General features: G+C 74.1%; 17 protein-coding genes and 1 pseudogene. 11 read left to right on the top strand and 7 right to left on the bottom strand.

Annotated elements, in window-relative coordinates; genetic code table 11:
- Nucleotides 1-9: 9 nt before the first annotated feature.
- Entirely contained in the window at nt 10-450 is a 441-nt protein-coding gene (locus tag ACPU2J_RS23075) for a MarR family winged helix-turn-helix transcriptional regulator (protein WP_361591438.1), read from the top strand.
- A gap of 18 nt (nt 451-468) precedes the next feature.
- Here ACPU2J_RS23075 and ACPU2J_RS23080 read toward each other — a convergent pair whose 3' ends face one another.
- Nucleotides 469-1,242: a protein phosphatase 2C domain-containing protein gene (locus tag ACPU2J_RS23080; RefSeq protein WP_423833920.1), complete on the bottom strand. Its 774-nt coding sequence runs from the start codon at nt 1,240-1,242 to the stop codon at nt 469-471.
- Between the two features lie 399 nt (nt 1,243-1,641).
- Between ACPU2J_RS23080 and ACPU2J_RS23085 the strand changes: the two genes are divergently transcribed.
- The 5 genes from ACPU2J_RS23085 to ACPU2J_RS23105 are packed head-to-tail and all read left to right on the top strand — an operon-like array spanning nt 1,642 to nt 7,535.
- A complete protein-coding gene (locus tag ACPU2J_RS23085; protein WP_423833921.1) occupies nt 1,642-4,767 on the top strand; it encodes a nitrate- and nitrite sensing domain-containing protein in 3,126 nt (1,041 codons plus the stop codon).
- On the top strand, nt 4,764-5,246 hold the full coding sequence (locus ACPU2J_RS23090; RefSeq protein WP_361591444.1) for a roadblock/LC7 domain-containing protein: 483 nt from the start codon (nt 4,764-4,766) through the stop codon (nt 5,244-5,246). The genes ACPU2J_RS23085 and ACPU2J_RS23090 overlap by 4 nt, the downstream gene beginning before the upstream one ends.
- Nucleotides 5,243-5,632, top strand: coding sequence for a DUF742 domain-containing protein (locus ACPU2J_RS23095; RefSeq protein WP_361591446.1), 390 nt, complete (start codon nt 5,243-5,245; stop codon nt 5,630-5,632). The genes ACPU2J_RS23090 and ACPU2J_RS23095 overlap by 4 nt, the downstream gene beginning before the upstream one ends.
- Nucleotides 5,613-6,242, top strand: a complete 630-nt coding sequence (locus tag ACPU2J_RS23100) for a GTP-binding protein (protein WP_361591448.1) — start codon at nt 5,613-5,615, stop codon at nt 6,240-6,242. The genes ACPU2J_RS23095 and ACPU2J_RS23100 overlap by 20 nt, the downstream gene beginning before the upstream one ends.
- A 3-nt stretch (nt 6,243-6,245) precedes the next feature.
- Entirely contained in the window at nt 6,246-7,535 is a 1,290-nt protein-coding gene (locus tag ACPU2J_RS23105) for a styrene monooxygenase/indole monooxygenase family protein (RefSeq protein ID WP_423833922.1), read from the top strand.
- Here ACPU2J_RS23105 and ACPU2J_RS23110 read toward each other — a convergent pair.
- From ACPU2J_RS23110 to ACPU2J_RS23120, 3 genes are all read right to left on the bottom strand, one after another.
- Nucleotides 7,457-8,647 (bottom strand): C40 family peptidase, encoded by a 1,191-nt coding sequence (locus tag ACPU2J_RS23110; protein ID WP_420079614.1) that lies wholly within the window; start codon nt 8,645-8,647, stop codon nt 7,457-7,459. The two genes, ACPU2J_RS23105 and ACPU2J_RS23110, sit on opposite strands and share 79 nt — an antisense overlap.
- A 118-nt stretch (nt 8,648-8,765) precedes the next feature.
- Nucleotides 8,766-9,161, bottom strand: a complete 396-nt coding sequence (locus ACPU2J_RS23115; protein WP_423833923.1) for a hypothetical protein — start codon at nt 9,159-9,161, stop codon at nt 8,766-8,768.
- Nucleotides 9,161-9,568 (bottom strand): DUF6325 family protein, encoded by a 408-nt coding sequence (locus tag ACPU2J_RS23120; protein WP_361591456.1) that lies wholly within the window; start codon nt 9,566-9,568, stop codon nt 9,161-9,163. Before ACPU2J_RS23120 ends, ACPU2J_RS23115 begins: the two co-directional genes overlap by 1 nt.
- Before the next feature lie 97 nt (nt 9,569-9,665).
- Here ACPU2J_RS23120 and ACPU2J_RS23125 point away from each other — a divergent pair, with 97 nt between their 5' ends.
- A complete protein-coding gene (locus ACPU2J_RS23125; protein WP_420079612.1) occupies nt 9,666-11,036 on the top strand; it encodes an FtsW/RodA/SpoVE family cell cycle protein in 1,371 nt (456 codons plus the stop codon).
- Nucleotides 11,033-12,493 carry a penicillin-binding transpeptidase domain-containing protein gene (locus ACPU2J_RS23130; RefSeq protein ID WP_423833924.1) on the top strand — a complete coding sequence of 487 codons (1,461 nt, stop codon included), beginning with the start codon at nt 11,033-11,035 and terminating at the stop codon, nt 12,491-12,493. The genes ACPU2J_RS23125 and ACPU2J_RS23130 overlap by 4 nt, the downstream gene beginning before the upstream one ends.
- Before the next feature lie 31 nt (nt 12,494-12,524).
- Here the strand turns inward: ACPU2J_RS23130 and ACPU2J_RS23135 are convergent, their stop codons facing one another.
- Nucleotides 12,525-13,706, bottom strand: a complete 1,182-nt coding sequence (locus ACPU2J_RS23135; protein WP_423833925.1) for a ferritin-like domain-containing protein — start codon at nt 13,704-13,706, stop codon at nt 12,525-12,527.
- A 168-nt stretch (nt 13,707-13,874) separates the two neighbouring features.
- On the opposite strand from ACPU2J_RS23135, the gene ACPU2J_RS23140 reads away from it, so the two are divergent.
- The 3 genes from ACPU2J_RS23140 to ACPU2J_RS23150 all read left to right on the top strand — a co-directional run bounded on the left by ACPU2J_RS23140 (nt 13,875) and on the right by ACPU2J_RS23150 (nt 15,878).
- The gene (locus tag ACPU2J_RS23140) at nt 13,875-14,804 is read left to right on the top strand and encodes an AurF N-oxygenase family protein (protein WP_365069590.1); all 930 of its coding nucleotides are present in this window, start codon (nt 13,875-13,877) and stop codon (nt 14,802-14,804) included.
- Nucleotides 14,805-14,872: 68 nt separating this feature from the next.
- A complete protein-coding gene (locus tag ACPU2J_RS23145) occupies nt 14,873-15,586 on the top strand; it encodes a TetR/AcrR family transcriptional regulator (protein WP_361591464.1) in 714 nt (237 codons plus the stop codon).
- A 10-nt stretch (nt 15,587-15,596) separates the two neighbouring features.
- The gene (locus ACPU2J_RS23150) at nt 15,597-15,878 is read left to right on the top strand and encodes a hypothetical protein (protein ID WP_361591466.1); all 282 of its coding nucleotides are present in this window, start codon (nt 15,597-15,599) and stop codon (nt 15,876-15,878) included.
- 259 nt (nt 15,879-16,137) lie between these two features.
- Here ACPU2J_RS23150 and ACPU2J_RS23155 read toward each other — a convergent pair.
- Both ACPU2J_RS23155 and ACPU2J_RS23160 read right to left on the bottom strand, forming a co-directional pair.
- Nucleotides 16,138-17,375 (bottom strand): annotated as a pseudogene (locus ACPU2J_RS23155) (histidine kinase dimerization/phospho-acceptor domain-containing protein).
- Nucleotides 17,376-17,428: 53 nt separating this feature from the next.
- The gene (locus ACPU2J_RS23160; protein ID WP_420082355.1) at nt 17,429-18,286 is read right to left on the bottom strand and encodes a hypothetical protein; all 858 of its coding nucleotides are present in this window, start codon (nt 18,284-18,286) and stop codon (nt 17,429-17,431) included.
- Nucleotides 18,287-18,450: the final 164 nt, after the last annotated feature.

An 18,450-nucleotide genomic window follows, 5' to 3' on the forward strand; every position in this document is an offset into this window, starting at 1 on the left:
GAGCGGGACGTGCACGGGAGTGAAGACCAGGAGTTCCTTGCCCTGGAGCGGGAGCTGTCCGTCTTCCTCCGGCGGGCCCGGGCGTCCTCCGGCGAGATGGCCCGCGAGCTCCACCCCGAGCTGGAGCCCGCCGCCTACGGACTCCTCGTACGGCTGGAGGCGGCGGGCCGGCAGCGCGCCACCGACCTCGCCTCCTACTTCGGCGTCGGCAAGGCCACCATGAGCCGGCAGCTGCGGGCCCTGGAGACCCTCGGCCTGGTGGCCCGCGAACCGGACCCCGCCGACGGCCGGGCCTTCCTGGTCGGGCTGACGGAGGAGGGCCGCGAACGGTTCCTGCGGGTCCGGGGCGCGCGGCGGGAGCAGTACATGCGCAAGCTCGCCGGCTGGGACCGCGGAGAGGTGGCGGAGCTGGCCCGCCTGCTCCACCAGCTCAACGCCGGCGCGGAGTAGGCGCACCGCGCGGGGCCGTCAGAGCTCCGCGTAGACCGCCGACGCGTCGTCATGGCGCTTGTGGCGGGCCGGCGGCCGGTCCGGTTCGGACTCGATCGCGCGGACCCGGTCGATCAGCGCCCGCGCCCCCTCCTCGCGCAGGACCCCCAGGCAGTCGGCCCAGTCGCCCTGCCCGAACGTGTCCGTCCAGCGGCTCGCGCCGTCCGTCAGGGCCGCCACGGCCCGCACCCGCTCCCGGGGTGTGCGCCCCGTGACCGCCCGGCCCGCCACCGCCGGGTCCGCCGCCGCCGTGAAGAAGCCGCCCTCCGCGTTGCGCAGGGCGTCCGTCGCGGCCGTCGAGCGCAGCACCTCCCGCGGGATCCGGTCCAGCCGGTCGTCGAGGACCGCGCTCACGCCGCCCCCGGGCGCCTGGAGGAGCAGGACGGAGTCCGAGAGCACGAGGTGCTCCACGGACGCGTCGTCCCAGCGCACCACCACCACCGTGGCCTGCGGCGTGCGGACGTGAGAAAGGTCACAGGTGTCGCGGTGGGCGTCGGCCGTGGCGCGGACGGACTCGGCGAGGATCCGGTCCAGCGGCAGGTCCCGGCGCGACCCGGACAGTTCGGTCAATCGGCCGCCGAGTCGCGTCACGAACCACGGGACGCCGTGCACGCACCCGTCGCCGCCGCCCGGTGGCGTGACCCCGTCCAGGACGACCAGGACGCCGCCGCCCGAAGCGGGGATCGCCGCCGACAGCCAGTCCTCATTGGGGCGTTCCCGATTCCCGGGCGCCGTGGCGAGGTCGATGCGCATACGGACATTCTGCCGCGCGACGGCCTGAAAAGGGGCCATGGTCCGTACCAACTCGGCGGAGGCTTCGCCTCCTGCCCGCCGCCCGCCCGGACGCGGCCGCCCGCGGACCGCGGTGGCGGCGCGGCCGATGTGGGCGGGCATACTGCCAAAGGCCCCGGCGATCTTTCAACCACCTGTCCATGACGGCGCTCTGGGGCATGCTGCCCGAGTTGGTGGCCAACTCATCCGTGATGTTCACTCGTTCGAGTGGCCGGGTGGGCGATGTGCGGCTCTCTCCCCAACACGCTGCAAAGGTCTGAGGCGGTACGAGGGGGCAGGGGGCGTTTACTTGTTGACCGGCCGTTACCTCGGCCACACGAGTAGACGAGCACAAGCACACGTACAGGATTGCGAGCACCGGTGCAGAAGAAGCGGTCTCGGAAGAACGGCACCGCCGCCGACGGCCCGGCCCCCGCAGGACGCCGCGTCCGCGTGCGCAGCCGACTCGTCGTCGGCGTGGCCGTCGCAGGACTCACCGTCCTCGCGGCCGGCACTCCCGCCGTCGTCACCGCCGCGCGGGAACTGAACGACTCCCAGCGGCTGGTCACCCTCGCGGACCAGAACCGTCACGTCCTCACCCTCACGCACGTCCTCGCCGACGAGCGGGACGCCGTGGTCGAGTACGCCGCCAAGGGCCGCCCCGAAGCGGCCCGGGCCACCCTCCAGGACCGCATCCTGCGCACCGACCGGCAGACCGCCGAGGCCGCGGCCGAGGTCGACGAGCCGCTCGCCATGGTCCTCTCCCGCATCGCGCCCGTCCGCACCGAGGCCGTCGGCGGCAAGGGCACCGCCCTCGCCGCCCACCAGGCCTACACCGGCCTCATCACCGCCCTCCTCGCCCCCGGTGACCGGCTCGCCGAACTCACCCCGCCGCGCGCGGAGGCCGCCCTCCTCACTACCCGCCCCCTGGCCCCTCTCGGCCAGGCCGTGGAACAGGCCTCGGCCACCCGCGGACTGCTCCTCGGCGCGCTGGCGGTCCCCCGCGGGGACCAGCCCTCCGGCTCCGCCGCCGTCGACGAACTGACCACCGCCGCCCAGCGTTCGCGCGTCCGCGAACAGGCCGCCCTCGACGACTTCGCGCGGGCCGCCCGGCCCGACGTGCGCCAGACCCTCACCGCCACCGTCACCGGCCCCGAGGTCAAGGCCGCCGAGGACCACCTCAAGCGGCTCACCGACCGGCCCACCCTGAACGCCGCCGACCGCAAGACCGACGGAGCCGCCGTCGGCGCCGCGCTCACCGCCCGCATCGACCGGATGCGCACCGTCGAGTCCACCCTGGCGGGCCAGCGCGCCACCGCCTTCGCGACCCTGCGCGACGACGACGTGACCCGGCTCGAAATCCTCGTCGGCGCGCTCGGCCTGCTCTTCCTCGTCGCCGTCGGCTTCTCCACGGGCGTGGCCCGCTCCCTCACCCGGCCCCTGTCGGTGCTGCGCCGCGGCGCGGAACGCCTCGCGACCCCGGAAGGCTCCGTCGAACCTGTGCGGTTCACCGGCCGCAACGACGAGTTCGCCGAAGTCGTCCGCCACCTGAACGCCGTGCGCGACCAGACGGTCTCCCTGCACACCCGGATCGCCGGCCTCGACGCCGACCGGCGCCGCCTCATCGGCCGCAACGAGGCGCTCTCCTCCGGCCGCGAGGTGCTGGAAGAAGAACTCACCGCGCTGCGCGAGGGGCTGGACGAACAGCGCCGCATCATGTCGACGACCTCCGTCTCGCTCTCCCTGCGCACGCTCGGCCTGGTGGAGCGCCAGCTCGCCGTCATCGAGGAACTCGAATCCAGGGAACAGGACCCGGACCGCCTGGCCACCCTGTTCAAGCTGGACCACCTCGCGACGGTCATGCGCCGCCACAACGAGAACCTGCTGGTGCTCGCCGGCCAGGAACACGGTCACGGGCAGGGCCTGCCGGTCGCCCTGGTCGACGTGATGCGGGCCGCCGTCAGCGAGATCGAGCGCTACGAGCGCGTCGACCTCACCGCGCTGCCCTCCTACACCCAGGTCGCCGGGCACGCCGCCGACGACATCTCGCACGTGATCGCCGAACTGCTGGAGAACGCCACGACGTTCTCGCCGCCCGAGGTCAAGGTCAAGGTGTCCGGCTGGACGCTGGACTCCGGCGACGTGGTCATCTCCGTCGTCGACGAGGGCATCGGTGTCAGCGGCGACCGGCTGCAGGCCCTGAACGAGCGCCTGTCCACGCCCGAGGCCTACGACGAGGAGCCCGAGGAGGAGCACGGCCTCGGCCTCGGCCTCTACGTCGCCGGACGCCTCGCCGCACGGCACGGCGTGACCGCCGAACTGCGCGCCGGACGGCACGGCGGCACCGAGGCCCTCGTGGTCGTCCCCGCCGCCCTGCTGCCCGCCACCCCGCCCGTCTCCCCGGTCCACACCCTGGCCACGCCCGGCGCGCCCGCGCTGCGACTGCCGGGCGTCATAGCGGAGGCGAACGAGAACACCCTGCACTCCCGGCGGCGCGGAGCGCACGCCGCTCCCGAGGCGGGCGCCGACGTCGGCGACCTCCCGGCCGCGGAAGCCGTTCCGGCCGACGAACCGGCCGCGGAAGCCCTTCCGGTCACCGACCCGGCCGCCGGCCCCGGCCCGGAAACGGGCGCGGCGCCCGACGCTGCCCCGGAGACGGGTGAGCTCGCCGCCGACACCGCCCCGGCCGCGGACGCGGACCGGGATGCCGAGCCGCTCCCGGACGCCCACCCGGCCGCGGAAGCGGGCCCCGGCACGGATCCGGCGCAGGACTCCGGTCCGGCCGCCGCGCCGTTCCCGGCCGCCGACCCGGAGCCGGGCTTCGCCCCGCAGCCGGGCTCCGGGCCGGCGGACGGGGCCGTGCCTCCGGCCGACCAGGTGTTCACCGTCCCCGCACCCGCCGCCGAGCCGGCCCCGGAACAGGTGCCCGCCCCCGCCGAGGAACTCCTCGCCCGGGTGGTCCCCGACACCACCGCCGACCCGCAGCTGCCCCCCGCCGAGCAGGTGTTCGTCGCGTCCCCCGCGGCGGCCCCCGCCGAGGAGCTGCTCGCCCGCGTCGTCCCCGGCACCACCGCGGAGACCCCGGCCGAGCCCGCCCCCAACGCGGAACCGGACGCCGCCCCCGTGGCCGACGTACACCCGGCCGCGCCGGAGGCGGAGCCGCACAGCCACACCCCGGCCGAGGGCAACTGGCTGCCCCGTCAGGGCAGTCACCCCGCAGACCCCGCCGACGGCCCGGCAGCCGTCACCGACAAGGGCCTGCCCAAGCGGACCCCGCGCGCCGTGGCCGCCCCCCGCGCCGAGGCCGCACGACCCCAGCCGCCGCGCCGCGTCGACGCCGAGGACCTGCGGCGCCGCCTCGGGGGCTTCTACCAGGGAGCCCAGGACGGACGGCGCGTCGCCGCCGCCGAGCTCGCACAGGAGAACGGTCCCGAACAGGGGCGGGACCGCCGGCAGGGACAGAGCAAGACCGACCAGGGGGACAGCGCACAGGAGGCACGCACATGACCGCGCCCAGTACGTACGGACTGAGCACCCAGGCCCGCAACCTGCAGTGGCTGCTGACCGACCTGGTCGAGGAGGTGCCCGGCGTCAACTCCGTCGCCGTGGTCTCCTCGGACGGGCTGCTGCTCCTGTCATCCGACCCCGGAGCGGGCGGCGCGGGCGAACCGCAGGGCAAGGCGAAGGGGCCGCGCGGCGCCTCCGCCGACCTCGCCACCATCGTCTCCGGCCTCGGCAGCCTCACCACGGGAGCCGCCGCCCTCATGGAGACGGGCGCCGTCAAGCAGACCATGGTGGCGATGGAGCACGGCAGCGTCTTCGTCATGGCCATCAGCGACGGCTCGCTGCTCGGCGTGCACGCCACGCCCGACTGCGACATGGGCGTCGTCGCCTACCACATGGCCCTGTTCGTCGGCCGTGCCGGCCACGTCCTGACCCCCGAAGTCCGCAGCGAGCTGCGCCAGTCGATGGAGAACACCCCGTGAGGAGCCCGGCCTCGGACCGCCTCCCGATACGCGGCGCCGACCGCCGCCCGGCCCGGGTCCGCCCGTACTCCCTCACGGGCGGCCGGACCCGCTTCACCCAGGTCCTCCAGGTCGAGACCTTCGTCGCAGCCCTGGACACCAAGGCGTCGGAACCGCAGAAGCCCGACCGGATGCCCGAGATGCCGGCCATCGTCGAGGTCTGCCGCCGCATGCGGACGATCGCCGAGATCTCCGCACTGCTGAAGCTGCCGCTGGGCGTGGTCCGCGTCCTCGTCAGCGATCTCGCCGACCAGGGACGGATCCGTGTCTACGGCACGGGCCACGGCCCCGGCCGGCCCGAACGCGCGCTGCTCGAAAGGGTGCTCGGTGGTCTTCGCCGTCTCTGACAAGTCCGTGGTCGACGACGAGCCCGTCCAGCCCTGGCAGTACGACCGCTCCCGCGCGCCCGTCGCCGTCAAGGTGCTGGTCGCGGGCGGCTTCGGCGTCGGCAAGACCACCTTCGTGTCCTCCGTCTCCGAGATCACGCCGCTGCGCACCGAGGCGGTGATGACCCAGGCCAGCGTCCCCACCGACGACCTGTCCGGTACCCCGGACAAGGCCACCACCACCGTCGCCATGGACTTCGGCCGCGTCACCCTCGACGACGACCTCGTCCTCTACGTGTACGGGACGCCGGGCCAGGAACGCTTCTGGTTCATGTGGGACGACCTGGTGCGCGGCGCCATCGGCGGGCTGGTCATGGCCGACACCCGCCGGCTGCGCGACTGCTTCCCCGCCCTCGACTACTTCGAGAGTTCCGGGCTGCCGTACGCCGTCGCCGTCAACCACTTCGACGGCTCGCAGTCCTACGAGCCGGACGACGTGCGCGAGGCGCTGAGCGTTCCGCCGCACGTCCCCGTGGTGATCATGGATGCGCGGGAGCGCCGCACGGTGGTCGAATCCCTGCTGGCGCTCGTGGGCCACGCCCTCGACAGCACTCCCGAAGAGAGGACCTGAGAGATGCGCAGGATACTCGTCGTCGGAGCCGGCCAGTCCGGTCTCCAGCTCGCCCTCGGGCTCCAGGCCAAGGGGTACGAGGTCACGCTCATGTCCAACCGGACGGCGGACGAGATCCGCTCCGGGCGGGTCATGTCCACGCAGTGCATGTTCGACACCGCGCTCCAGCACGAACGCGACCTCGGGCTCGGCTTCTGGGAACAGCAGGCCCCGAAGATGGAGGGCCTCGGGGTCTCGGTCGCGGGACCCGACGGCACCCGCGCCGTCGACTGGCTGGGCCGGCTCAAGGGCTACGCGCAGTCCGTCGACCAGCGCGTGAAGATGGCCGGCTGGCTGGACGTCTTCGTGCAGCGCGGCGGACAGCTCGTCATCCACGGCGCCTCCGTCGCCGACCTCGACTACTTCACCCGCAGTCACGACCTGGTGCTGATCGCCGCGGGCAAGGGCGAGCTGGTGTCGCTGTTCGGCCGGGACGCGGCACGCTCGCCGTACGACAGCCCGCAGCGCGCGCTCGCCGTCTCCTACGTGCACGGCCTCGGCCCGCGCCCCGAGCACCCCGGCACCGAAGCCGTCCGCTGCAACCTGGTCCCGGGCGTCGGCGAGTTCTTCGTCATGCCGACCCTCACCACCTCCGGCAGGGCGGACGTCCTCTTCTGGGAGGGCCTCCCGGGCGGTCCGCTGGACGTCTTCCGCGGGGTGACCGACCCGGCCGAGCACCTGGCCCTCACCCTCGGGCTCATGGAGACGTACACGCCGTGGGAGTACGCCCGGGCGACGAAGGTCGAGCTGACCGACGCGGGCGCCACCCTCCAGGGCCGCTACGCCCCCGTGGTCCGCAACCCCGTCGGGCGGCTGCCCGGCGGCGGGCTCGTCCTCGGTGTCGCGGACGTGGTCGTCGCCAACGACCCGATCACCGGCCAGGGGTCGAACTCCGCCTCCAAGTGCGCCGCCTCGTACCTGTCGTCGATCCTGATGCACGGCGACAAGCCGTTCGACGAGGCGTGGATGAAGGCGACGTTCGACAAGTTCTGGTTCACCACCGGCAAGCCGGTGACCCAGTGGACGAACGCGATGCTGGGCGTCCCGCCGGAGCACGTCCTCAACCTGATCGGCGCCGCCGGGCAGCTCCAGCCGGTGGCGGATCGATTCGCCAACGGCTTCGACAACCCGGCCGACTTCGACGGCTTCTTCTACGACCCCGAGGACGCGGCCGACTACCTTGCCGAGGTGTCCGCGGCCGCGGGCTCGGGCGCCTCCGCCGGAGCATCCGCGGGGGACTCCTCCGCGGAGTAGCCGGCGTCGTCCCCCGCCGCGGCCGGGCCGGTGGCCTCCGGCAGCCGCGGCGGGGTGAACTCGGCGAGCGGCGTCCCCTCCGGGTCCGGCCGTACGGCCCCCAGCAGCGGGTTCGCGGCGATCGGCGACACCTTGACCACCGCACCGGGGCGGGGGGCCTGGATCACCTTGCCGTCCCCGACGTACAGGCCGACGTGCGTGGCCTTGGGGAAGTACACCACCAGATCACCCGGCCGCAGCCGGTCCAGGGGCACCCGGGTCAGCCGCGCCCACTGCTCCTGGCTGGTGCGCGGGATGGACCGCCCCGCGTGGGCCCAGGCCTGCGAGGTCAGCCCCGAGCAGTCGAAGGACCCCGGCCCCTCGGCGCCCCACACGTACGGCTTGCCGATCTGGGCCGCCGCGTAGGCGAGGGCGGCGCCGCCCGCGGCCGTCGGGGTCCCCGTACGGGCGGGCAGCCGGCCCGAGTCCACCAGGCTGCGCTGCGCCGCGGCCGTCTCCTCGGCCTCGCGCGCCCCGAGCCGGGCGAGCTGCTCCGGCGTCAGCGAGGACAGCAGCCGCTCCACCTGCTTCAGCTGTGCGGACACCTGTTCCTTGTGGGCCTTCTGCCGGGCGGCCAGCGTCTGGCGGGTGTCCAGCGCCTCACGGGCCCGCAGGGCGAGCGCGTCGGCCTCCCGTTCGCTCCGCGTGAGCCGGCGCAGCGCGGCGGCCCGCCGGGCGCCCTCGCGGGCGGCCAGCCGCCGTTCCTCCAGCGCGGCCCGCGGGTTCCCGGCGAGCAGCATCCGGGCGTAGGGGGCCAGGCCCAGCCCGCCCTGGTACTGCTCCCGGGCGAGCCGTCCGGCGAGGATCCGCTCGGAGTCGAGGGCGGTACGGGCCCGGCCGAGGGCGGCGGTGCGCCGCCGGTCCTCCGCCTCGCCCGCCTTGAGGGCGACCTCGGTGGCGTTGAAGGCCTCGGAGGCCTCCTCCGCCTTCTGGTAGAGGCCCTGCAGGCGGGTGAGCAGCATGCCCACGTTCTCGCCCTCGGGCACTCCCGGCTCGGCGCCGGCCTGCGGCACCGGCCCGGTGACGAGGAGCACCGCGGCGATGCAGGCGGCGCGGAACAGCCGATGTGACACGGGATCACCTCCGAGGCGCCGATGCTGCCACGGCCGGTATGACAATTCCCCCAACGGAGTCGGCCGCGTCGCGCCGGCCACCCGGTTGGGGGCTCGTCCGGTGCGGCTGGTCGCAGCACTAGTCGCGCAGGAGCTTCGCCTTGGCCGTGGCGAACTCGTGGGGGGTGAGGAGGCCCTCGCGGGCCAGGCCGGCCAGCTGGGTCAGTTCCGCGGCCAGGCCGCCGTGTTCCGCGTGCGGGTGGTGCTCGGGGGCGGGCTCCGGGGCATCCTGCTCGTCCCGCGGCCAGGTCCCGTCCTCGGCGTCCTCCTCCGGCTCGGACCACTCGCCCCAGTCCACCTCGTCGCGTTCCTCGTCGGGGTCCGGGGCCGGCGCCGGGCGGACGTCCCGGCGGGGGAGGTCCTCCGGGCCCACGGTGCCCGTACCCGACGCGCGGGCCAGCAGGCCCCGGAGCAGCGGGCGCCCCGCCGGGCGGTTCGCCGCGCGGACCGTCACCCCCATCGGGCGGATGAACATCAGGCCACCCCCGCCCGGGGGTCCGCCGGGACCCGGTCCGGCGGGATGCGGACCGAGCCGACGATCCGTCCGCCCGCCGCCCGTACGGCGGTCGCGGCGTCCTCGGCCCATACGTGCTCGACGACGAGGAGCAGTGCGCAGCTGCCGCGTTCCAGCAGGTCCGCCGCCTCGTGGACGTCCTCCGGGCCGATCAGGCGGGCCACGTCCCGTCCCGTGAGCAGGCCGTGCAGCTCGACGAACTCGTCGAACTCGGCCGCCAGGACCTCGCCCGAGGCCGTCTTCGTCGCCACGAGCCCGTCGATCAGGCGGACCACCCCGGTCTTGCGCAGGCCCATCACGGCCTCGACGGCCGGCACCCGCAACTGCTCCTCCGGGAAGGCGAGGACGATGAATTCCACGGGTCCCATGCGCCTCGGCTCCTCGTTTCCGACCGTTTATGACGACTCTTCGGCACACTATGACATAAGCGGACATAGCGTCTGCCCGCTTGCTACGTTTCGGTGTATGACCGCTCTGACGGCGAAGGTGGCGGAGCCCACCCCGCCCCCGCCCCCCGACGCGGGCGCGCCCAAGCGCCGGGGCGTCGAGCTGATGCTCCTGACCGGCGCCGTCCTCATCTCCGTCCTCGGTCACCTCCACGTCGGCGCCGCCACCGCCGGCCGCGTCCCCGGCTCCGCCGACCGCTACGCCGCGGGCCTCGCGGTGGCCGCCCTCCTCGCCCACCTGGCCGTCCGCTTCGCCGCCCCGTACGCAGACCCCGTCCTGCTGCCGATCGCCGTCCTGCTCAACGGGCTCGGCCTCGTCCTCATCCAGCGGCTCGACGCGACCACGCCCGGACACCTCACCGCCGACGACCAACTCCTCTGGTCCGCCCTCGGCGTGCTGCTCTTCGTCCTGGTCGTCGCCCTGCTGCGCGACCACCGGGTGCTCCAGCGCTACGCCTACCTCTCGGTCGCCGCGGCCCTGGCGCTGATGCTGGTCCCCGTCTTCTTCCCGGCCGTCAACGGCGCCCACATCTGGATCCGCTTCGCCGGGCTCTCCTTCCAGCCGGGGGAGTTCGCCAAGATCCTGCTCGCCGTGTTCTTCGCGGCCTACCTCGCCGCCAACCGCACGGCCCTGGCCCTGACCGGCCGCCGGCTCTTCTGGAAGCTGCGCCTCCTGCCCGGCCGGGTGCTCGGCCCCATCCTCGCGATCTGGCTGCTCAGCGTCGGCCTGCTGGTCCTGGAGCGGGACCTGGGCACCTCGCTGCTCTTCTTCGGGCTCTTCGTCATCATGCTGTTCACGGCCACCGGCCGGATCGGCTGGATCGCCATCGGACTGATGCTGGCCGCCGTCGGGGCGTACGCCGTGGGGACCTTCGAGCCGCACGTGCACGGCCGTGTCGAGGACTGGCTGAATCCTTTCGCCTCCATCGAGCGCGGTGAGGGCCCCGGCCAGCTCGCCCAGTCCCTCTTCGCCTTCGGAGCCGGCGGGCTCCTCGGCGCGGGCCTCGGCCAGGGCCAGTCCTTCCTGATCGGCTTCGCCGCCAAGTCGGACTTCATCCTCGCGACCGCCGGAGAGGAGCTCGGCCTTGTCGGCCTCACCGCGATCCTGCTGCTCTACGGACTCCTCGTCGCCCGCGGCTTCCGCGCCGGGCTCGCCCTGCGCGACCCCTTCGGCCGGCTGCTCGCCACCGGCCTCGCCTCGATCGTCGCCCTCCAGGTGTTCGTCATCGCGGGCGGCGTCACGGGCCTGATCCCGCTCACCGGCATGGCCATGCCCTTCCTCGCCCAGGGCGGCTCCTCCGTCGTCACCAACTGGATCATCGTCGCCCTGCTGGTCCGCCTCAGCGACAGCGCCCGCAGACCCCGCCCCGCGCAGGAGGCGCCCGCGTGATCCGCTACATCCGCTGGTGCGCCTGGTTCTGCGCGCTGCTGCTCCTCGCCCTGCTGGTGAACGTGGCCCGGGTACAGGTGTGGGAGTCCGCCTCGTACGGCGCCAACCCCGCGAACAAGCGTCCCGCCATCGCGCGCTACGCCGAGCCGCGCGGGGACATCCTGGTCGACGGACGGCCCGTCACCGGCTCCCGCGACAGCCGCCAGCTGCTGCGCTACGAACGCACGTACACCGACGGCCCCCTCTACGCGCCCGTCACCGGCTTCTCCTCCCAGACCTACGGGACCAGCTTCGTGGAGCGCGCCGAGGACGCGGTGCTCTCCGGCACCGACCCGGGGCTGTCCGTCTTCCCCCTCTGGTACGACCTCGCCCGCGGCCGTCCCGCCGGCGGCAACGCCGTCACCACCGTCCGGGCCGCCGTGCAGCGCGCCGCGTACACCGGGCTCGGGGGCAAGCGCGGCGCGGTCGCCGCGGTCGAGCCCGCCACCGGGAAGATCCTCGCCCTGGTCAGCAGCCCCTCCTACGATCCCGCCGAACTCTCCGGCACGGGCAGCCGGGTCAAGGCCGCCTGGGCGCGGCTGAACGCCGATCCGGCCCGGCCGATGCTGAACCGGGCCCTGCGCGAGACGTACCCGCCCGGCTCCACCTTCAAGATCGTGACGGCGGCGGCCGCCCTGGACGCGGGCGTGGTGACCGACGTGGACGCCCCGACCCGCACCCCCGACCCCTATCCGCTGCCGGGCACCAGCACCCTGCTCCCCAACGCCGCCACGGGCTGTGAGGACGCCTCGATGGCGGAGGCGGTGCAGTGGTCCTGCAACACGGTGATGGCGAAGATCGGCGTACAGGTCGGGCTGCGGGGGATGGTCGAGGCCGCGCGGCGCTTCGGCTTCAACACGGAGGGGCCGCGGGTGCCCTCGTGGGTGTCGCGGTCGAACTTCGACACCGACATGAGCCGGGACCAGCTGGCTCTGTCCTCGATCGGGCAGTTCAACACGAAGGCGACCCCGCTGCAGATGGCGATGGTGGCGGCGGCCGTCGCCAACGGCGGCGAGATCCGGTCCCCCTACCTGGTGGAGCGGACCACCCAGGACGACGGCTCCCCGGTCCGGCGCGGCACCGAGCGCAGTCTCGGCCGCGCCATGAACCCGGCCACCGCGCTGCGGCTGCAGGAGCTGATGGTGAAGGTGGTGGAGAACGGTACGGGGAAGAACGCGGCGATCCCGGGCGCGGTGGTCGGCGGCAAGACCGGCACCGCGCAGCACGGCGTCGGCAACGCGGGGACCCCGTACGCGTGGTTCATCGCCTGGGCCCGCGCCGAGGGGGCGGCCCTGCCGCAGGTGGCGGTCGCGGTGGTGGTGGAGGACGCCTCGGCGGACCGGGGGGACATCAGCGGCAACGGCGCGGCCGCACCCATCGCCCGCGCGGTGATGCAGGCGGCCCTGCGCCCGCACTGACGGCCCCCGGCGCGGAGCCGGCGAGCGGGTGTCAGCGTTCCGGGTGGGGGCCGGTCGTGGCCTGGCCGGCCGCGGTCCGGGTGACCGTGGCCCGGGTGGCTGTGGCCCGGGTGGCTGTGGCCTGGGTGATCGTCGCCTCCACCTCCGCCACCCGGGCCGCCTCCTCCGCCGCGAAGCGTTCGCGGTCGAGGGCGTCCGCGATCTCCTCGTCCTGGGTCATCAGCAGGTCCAGGTTGGAGTCGCCCATGTGGAAGACGCCCAGGTCCAGGTAGGCCCGTTGCAGCCGTTCGCCCCACAGGCCGATGTCCTTCACGCAGGGCACGATCCGGCTGAAGAGCATCCTGCGGAACAGGTGCAGGAACTCGGAGCCCTCGCTGAGCCGCTGCGCCTCCGCCGCGGGGATGCCGAAGTTCTCCAGCACCTCCGTCCCCAGCAGCCGGTCGTGCATCAGGTGGCAGCCCTCGATGACGAACTCCTCGCGTTCGCGCCGCTCGGCGTCGCTGAGCTGCCTGTAGTGGTCGCGCAGCGCCATCCGCCCGAAGGCCACGTGCCGGGCCTCGTCCTGCATCACGTAGGCCAGCAGCTGTGTGGGCAGCGGCTTGGTGGTCGTGTCGCGCAGCAGGCCGAAGGAGGCCAGGGCCAGTCCCTCGATGAGCACCTGCATGCCCAGGTAGGGCATGTCCCAGCGGGAGTCGCGCAGGGTGTCGCCGAGCAGCTCCCGGAGGCTGTCGTTGACCGGGTAGAGCAGGCCGACCTTCTCGTGCAGGAAGCGGCCGAAGATCTCGGCGTGGCGGGCCTCGTCCATGGTCTGGGTGGCCGAGTAGAACTTGGCGTCGAGGTCGGGGACGGACTCCACGATGCGCGCCGCGCACACCATGGCGCCCTGCTCGCCGTGCAGGAACTGGCTGAAGTTCCAGGCGGTGTAGTGCCGGCGCAGTTCGCCCCGGTCCTTCTCGGTGAGCTTGTCCCAGTACCGGGTGCCGTACAGGGGCAGGGCCTCGTCGGGGGTGCCCAGCGGATCGTACGGGTCCACCTCGATGTCCCAGTCGATGGGCTTGGCGCCGTCCCACTGCTTGTCCTTGCCCTTCTGGTAGAGGGCGAGGAGCCGTTCGCGGCCGTCGTCGTATTCCCAGGTGAAGCGGGCGGAGCCGGCGGCGGGGATCCGCCAGACGGCCTCGCCCGGGTCCTCGGTGTAGAGCTCGTGCGTCGACACTGACGCCACCTCGTCTCGTGTACTGCCGTGCAGGACCGGACGGTTGGCAGGGTCACACGTTGGTAGACGCGGGGTCAACAAGTCGCGCACGGGGGATTGACGACCTTGCTGACAACCAGTCTCATAAGTAGTGACCGCCGGTAACTCGACGACGAGGTGTCCGAAGCCATGACGACCGTGACCGAACGAGCCGCGCTCAGGGACGCCCTCGGCCTGCTCAAGGATCGGGAGCAGATAGCCGAGCGCCTGCTCGAATCCTCGGCCAAGCACTCCTTCGACCCCGACAAGGAACTCGACTGGGACGCCCCCATGATCGAGGGCAAGTACTACTGGCCGCCCGAGCTCCTCTCCCTCTACGACACCCCGCTGTGGAAGAAGATGGGGGAGGAGCAGCGCATCGAACTCTCCCGCCACGAGGCGGCGGCGCTCGGCTCCCTCGGCATCTGGTTCGAGATCATCCTCATGCAGCTCCTCGTCCGCCACATCTACGACAAGTCACTGACCAGCAATCACGTCCGGTACGCGCTGACCGAGATCGCGGACGAGTGCCGGCACTCCATGATGTTCGCCCGCATGATCACGCAGAGCGGCACCCCCGCGTACCCGGTCTCCCGCCTCAACCACAACCTCGCGCGGATCCTCAAGACCGTCTCCACCACCCCCGGCTCCTTCGCCTGCACCCTCCTCGGCGAGGAGATCCTCGACTGGATGCAGCGCCTGACCTTCCCGGACGAGCGCATCCAGCCGCTGGTCCGCGGCGTCACCCGGATCCACGTCATCGAGGAGGCCCGGCACGTCCGCTACGCCCGCGAGGAACTGCGCCGCCAGATGCTGACCGCCCCCCGCTGGGAGCAGGAACTCACCCGCATCAGCTGCGGGGAGGCCGCCCGCGTCTTCTCCCTCGCCTTCGTGAACCCGGCCGTGTACGACAACGTCGGCCTGGACCGCCGCGAGGCCGTCGCCCAGGTCCGGGCGAGCGGACACCGCCGCGAGGTCATGCAGACCGGCGCCAAGCGGCTCACCGACTTCCTCGACGACATCGGCGTGCTCCGGGGCGTGGGCCGGAAGCTGTGGCGCAGCTCGGGACTGCTGGCGTAGGGCGTGCCGCCGCGGAGGAGTTCGCGGACGCCGACCGGCCGCGGCCGCTCCGGGGTTACCCTGCGGGCATGACCGTACGCGCGTACCGCAGGCTGAGCGTCGAGGAGCGCAGGGCCCAACTCCTCGACGCCGCCCTCTCGCTGTTCGCGCACCGGGCGCCGGAGGAGGTCTCCCTCGACGACGTCGCGGAGGCGGCCGGCGTCTCCCGCCCCCTCGTCTACCGCTACTTCCCCGGCGGCAAGCAGCAGCTGTACGAGGCCGCCCTGCGCTCGGCGGCCGACCTGCTGGAGCAGTGCTTCGCCGAGCCCCAGCAGGGCCCCCTGACCCAGCGGCTGTCCCGCGCCCTGGACCGCTACCTCGCCTTCGTCGACGAGCACGACACCGGCTTCGCCGCCCTCCTCCAGGGCGGCAGCGTCGTGGAGACCTCCCGCACGACCGCGACGGTGGACGGCATCCGCCGGGCCGCCGCCGACCAGATCCTCCTGCACCTGGGGGTCCCCGCGCCCGGCCCCCGGCTGCGCATGATGGTCCGGACGTGGATCACCGCGGTCGAGGCCGCCTCCCTGATCTGGATCGACGAGGGCAAGCAGCCCGGGGTCGACACGCTCCGGGACTGGCTGCTCGACCAGTTCATCGCCCTGCTCACGGCGACCGCGGCCACCGACCCGGAGACCGCGGCCGCCGCCCGCGCCGCCCTCGCCCTGGAATCGGCGGACGGCCCCGTCGGCTCCCTGGCCCGACGCGTGATCCCCGTGGTCTCCGAGGCCGCCCACCTGCTGTGACACTGGTGGGGTGAGAAGCGAACCGACGCCGTTCGAGGGCGGCCCGATGGACGGCCGGGTCCTCCCGATCCTGACCGGCCCGACCGGGCACCCGCCGAAGTGGTACGAGATCCCCGTCCCTGCCCCGGACGGCCCCCCGACGGTGCTGCTCTACGAGCGTGTCCCCGCCGGGTACACCAAGCGGCTCGGCCTGCAGAAGGGCTGGAAGTACCGCCACGTGCCCTCGGGCACCAAGCCGAAGCTCCGCTGGCCCTGGTCGAAGCCCCCACGCCCCGACGCGTCCGCCTCCTGACCCTCCCGGTCCGGCCGGGCCGCTCCCGCCGGGGAGCCGCTCCGGGCCGCCGCGGCGCGTACGCACCGGGCCCGCGGGGCCTGCCTGTCGCGGCCGGCCTTCGGGGGCCGCGGCCCCGGTCCGTCGGGTGCTGCGCGCCGCGCGCTGCTCCCGTCGGGGCCTGCGGCCCGCGCGCGCCGCGGCCGGCTCAGGGCGTACGTGCCGTCCCGGGCGGCGGCGCCGCGGCATCCGTCGGGGCGGCCTCGGCGGCGGGCTCCGGCTAAGGGCCCGGCAGGGACAGGACGGCCAGCCCTCCGCCCCCTTCCGCCGGGCGGAACCGCAGGGTCGCCCCGATCACCCGCGCCTGGCCCGCGGCGATGGTCAGCCCCAGCCCGTGCCCCGTACCGCCGCCGCTGCGGAAGCGCTGCGGGCCGTGGGAGACCAGGTACTCGGGAAACCCGTCCCCGTGGTCCCGTACGGACACCACCGGCCCGTCCACCGTCACCACCACCGGCGCCCCCGCCCGTGGTGGTGCGCGTTGGCCACCAGGTTCCCCAGCACCCGCTCCAGCCTGCGCCGGTCCGTCTCCACGTGCGCGTCCCGCAGGACCACCACCCCGGTGTCCGTACCGGACGCCCGCACCACGCGCCGGGCCAGCCGCGCCAGCTGGTGCAGGTCCGACTCCACCACCTCGCGGCCCGAGTCCAGCCGGGAGATCTCCAGCAGGTCCTCCGTCAGCTGCCGCATGGTCCGCACCCGCTCGCGCACCAGCTCGGTCGGCCGGCTCTCGGGCAGCAGCTCCGACGCCGCCTGCAACCCCGTCAGGGGCGTGCGCAGTTCGTGGGCCACGTCCGCCGTGAACCGCCGCTCGCTCTCCAGCTTCGACTGCAGGCTGCCCGCCATCGTGTCCAGCGCCGCGGCCACCGTCGCCACCTCGTCCTGGTGCCGCGACACGTCCCGCGTCCGCGGATCGTCCACCCGCGCGTCCAGATCACCGCCGGAGATGCGCCGCGCCACGTGCGCCGTCTGGTGCAGCCGCCGGGTCACCCGCGTCACGGCGAAGGCCCCCACCAGCAGGGTCCCGCCGATGGCCAGCACCGACGACCCGATGATCGCGTTGTCCAGGCCGCGGATCGTCCGGGCGCTCTGCCCGTAGTCCACGGCGGCCGCCAGCGCCCGCCCGTCGGCCGGTGCGGCCGCCCACATCGTCGGCCGCCCCCGGTACTGCGCCACCACCGTGCCGCGGTGGCCGCCGAGCGCGAGCGCGCGCAGCTCCGGCGGCAGCCCCGCCGGATCCAGTCCCGCGTCGGGCGGCAGGGCCTCGCCCGCCTCGTACGCGACCGTGACGTCCTGCAGTTTGCCGAGCGCCTTCTCCCGGGCCGAGGCGACCGTCTGGCGGGTCACCTCCACGTGCACGAGCGCCCCCAGGACGGCCGCGAGCGAGCAGCACATGACCGCGATGAAGCACGCCGACTTGAAGGTCAGCGTGGCCGTCCGGGCGGGCAGTTGCAGTCGCAGTCGCAGTCGTGACCATGTCCTTGCCCGCCGCGGGGCGTCGGGGCCCCGCCCCGTCACGGCCGGCCCGCGGCGGGACCAGGGCCGGGACCGGGGCCGCGCCCGCCGGGCCCCTGGGGTCCGCCCTCGGGCCCGCCCGGTCCCTTCGGGCCCTGGGGACCGCCCGGCACCCGTACGATCTGCTCGCGCGTCGGCAGCATGGTGAGCTGCCGTTCGTCCCAGGACCAGGCGGTGACCAGTTCGTAGCCGTGGTTCCCGCTGGGCACCCGCAGGATCACGTCCCGCCCGGCCAGCTCCACCGAGACGACGGTCTCCGTGGTCGCCATGATCCGGTTGAGCCGGCCGTCCCCGTCCGCCGTGTACACCCGTACGGACATCATCGTGTCGGGGAACTCGATGCCCACGATCAGCTCGTCCTTGCCGTTGCCGGTGAGGTCCCGGTAGTACGGCTTCAGCACCGGGCACTTCCCGGCCTCGGACCCGTCCGCCCCGTCCGCCCCCTGCGATGCGCACGCCCGGATCGCGTCGGCGGTCTCGCGCGGTATGCCGTCGGGGCCCGAAGCGGCCCGCGGATGGGCCTGCAGTTCCGCCTGGACGAGGGCGACCGGATCGACGGCGTGCACGTTCTCGTCCCGGACCGGCGGGATGCCCTTCACGTACTCGGGCGGCGCGCCCCCCGGGTCGGCCGGCGGCACGGTGGCTCCCCGCCGGTCAGGCCACAGGTGCACCGGACCGATCGCGGTCGCCGTGGCACCGGCGCCCACGAGCCCGCCGGTGTCGCCGCAGCCCGCCAGCAGCGGAAGCGCACCGAGGAGCGCCGACAGCGCGAGGACCGGCAGGCGGCGGGTCGGGCGGCGAGGCGTGGGGCCGGGGGTCCGCAGGCGGCGGGTCGGCATCGCGCCGGGCGATCGCATCCTGTTCACAGCCCCCGTGCCCTTCTGCCCGCACCCCGACGGCGCACGATCCGCGCCGATCACGTCAACCCTAAGCGGACCTGCGCCCCTTTTGCCCAATCCGGTGCCGGTACCAGTGCCGGTACGGGTGTCGGCACCGTCAGCGCCGGCGCGGAGCCGGCGGC

Source organism: Streptomyces manipurensis (genome assembly GCF_049570255.1).
Classification (GTDB): Bacteria; Actinomycetota; Actinomycetes; order Streptomycetales; family Streptomycetaceae; genus Streptomyces; species Streptomyces manipurensis.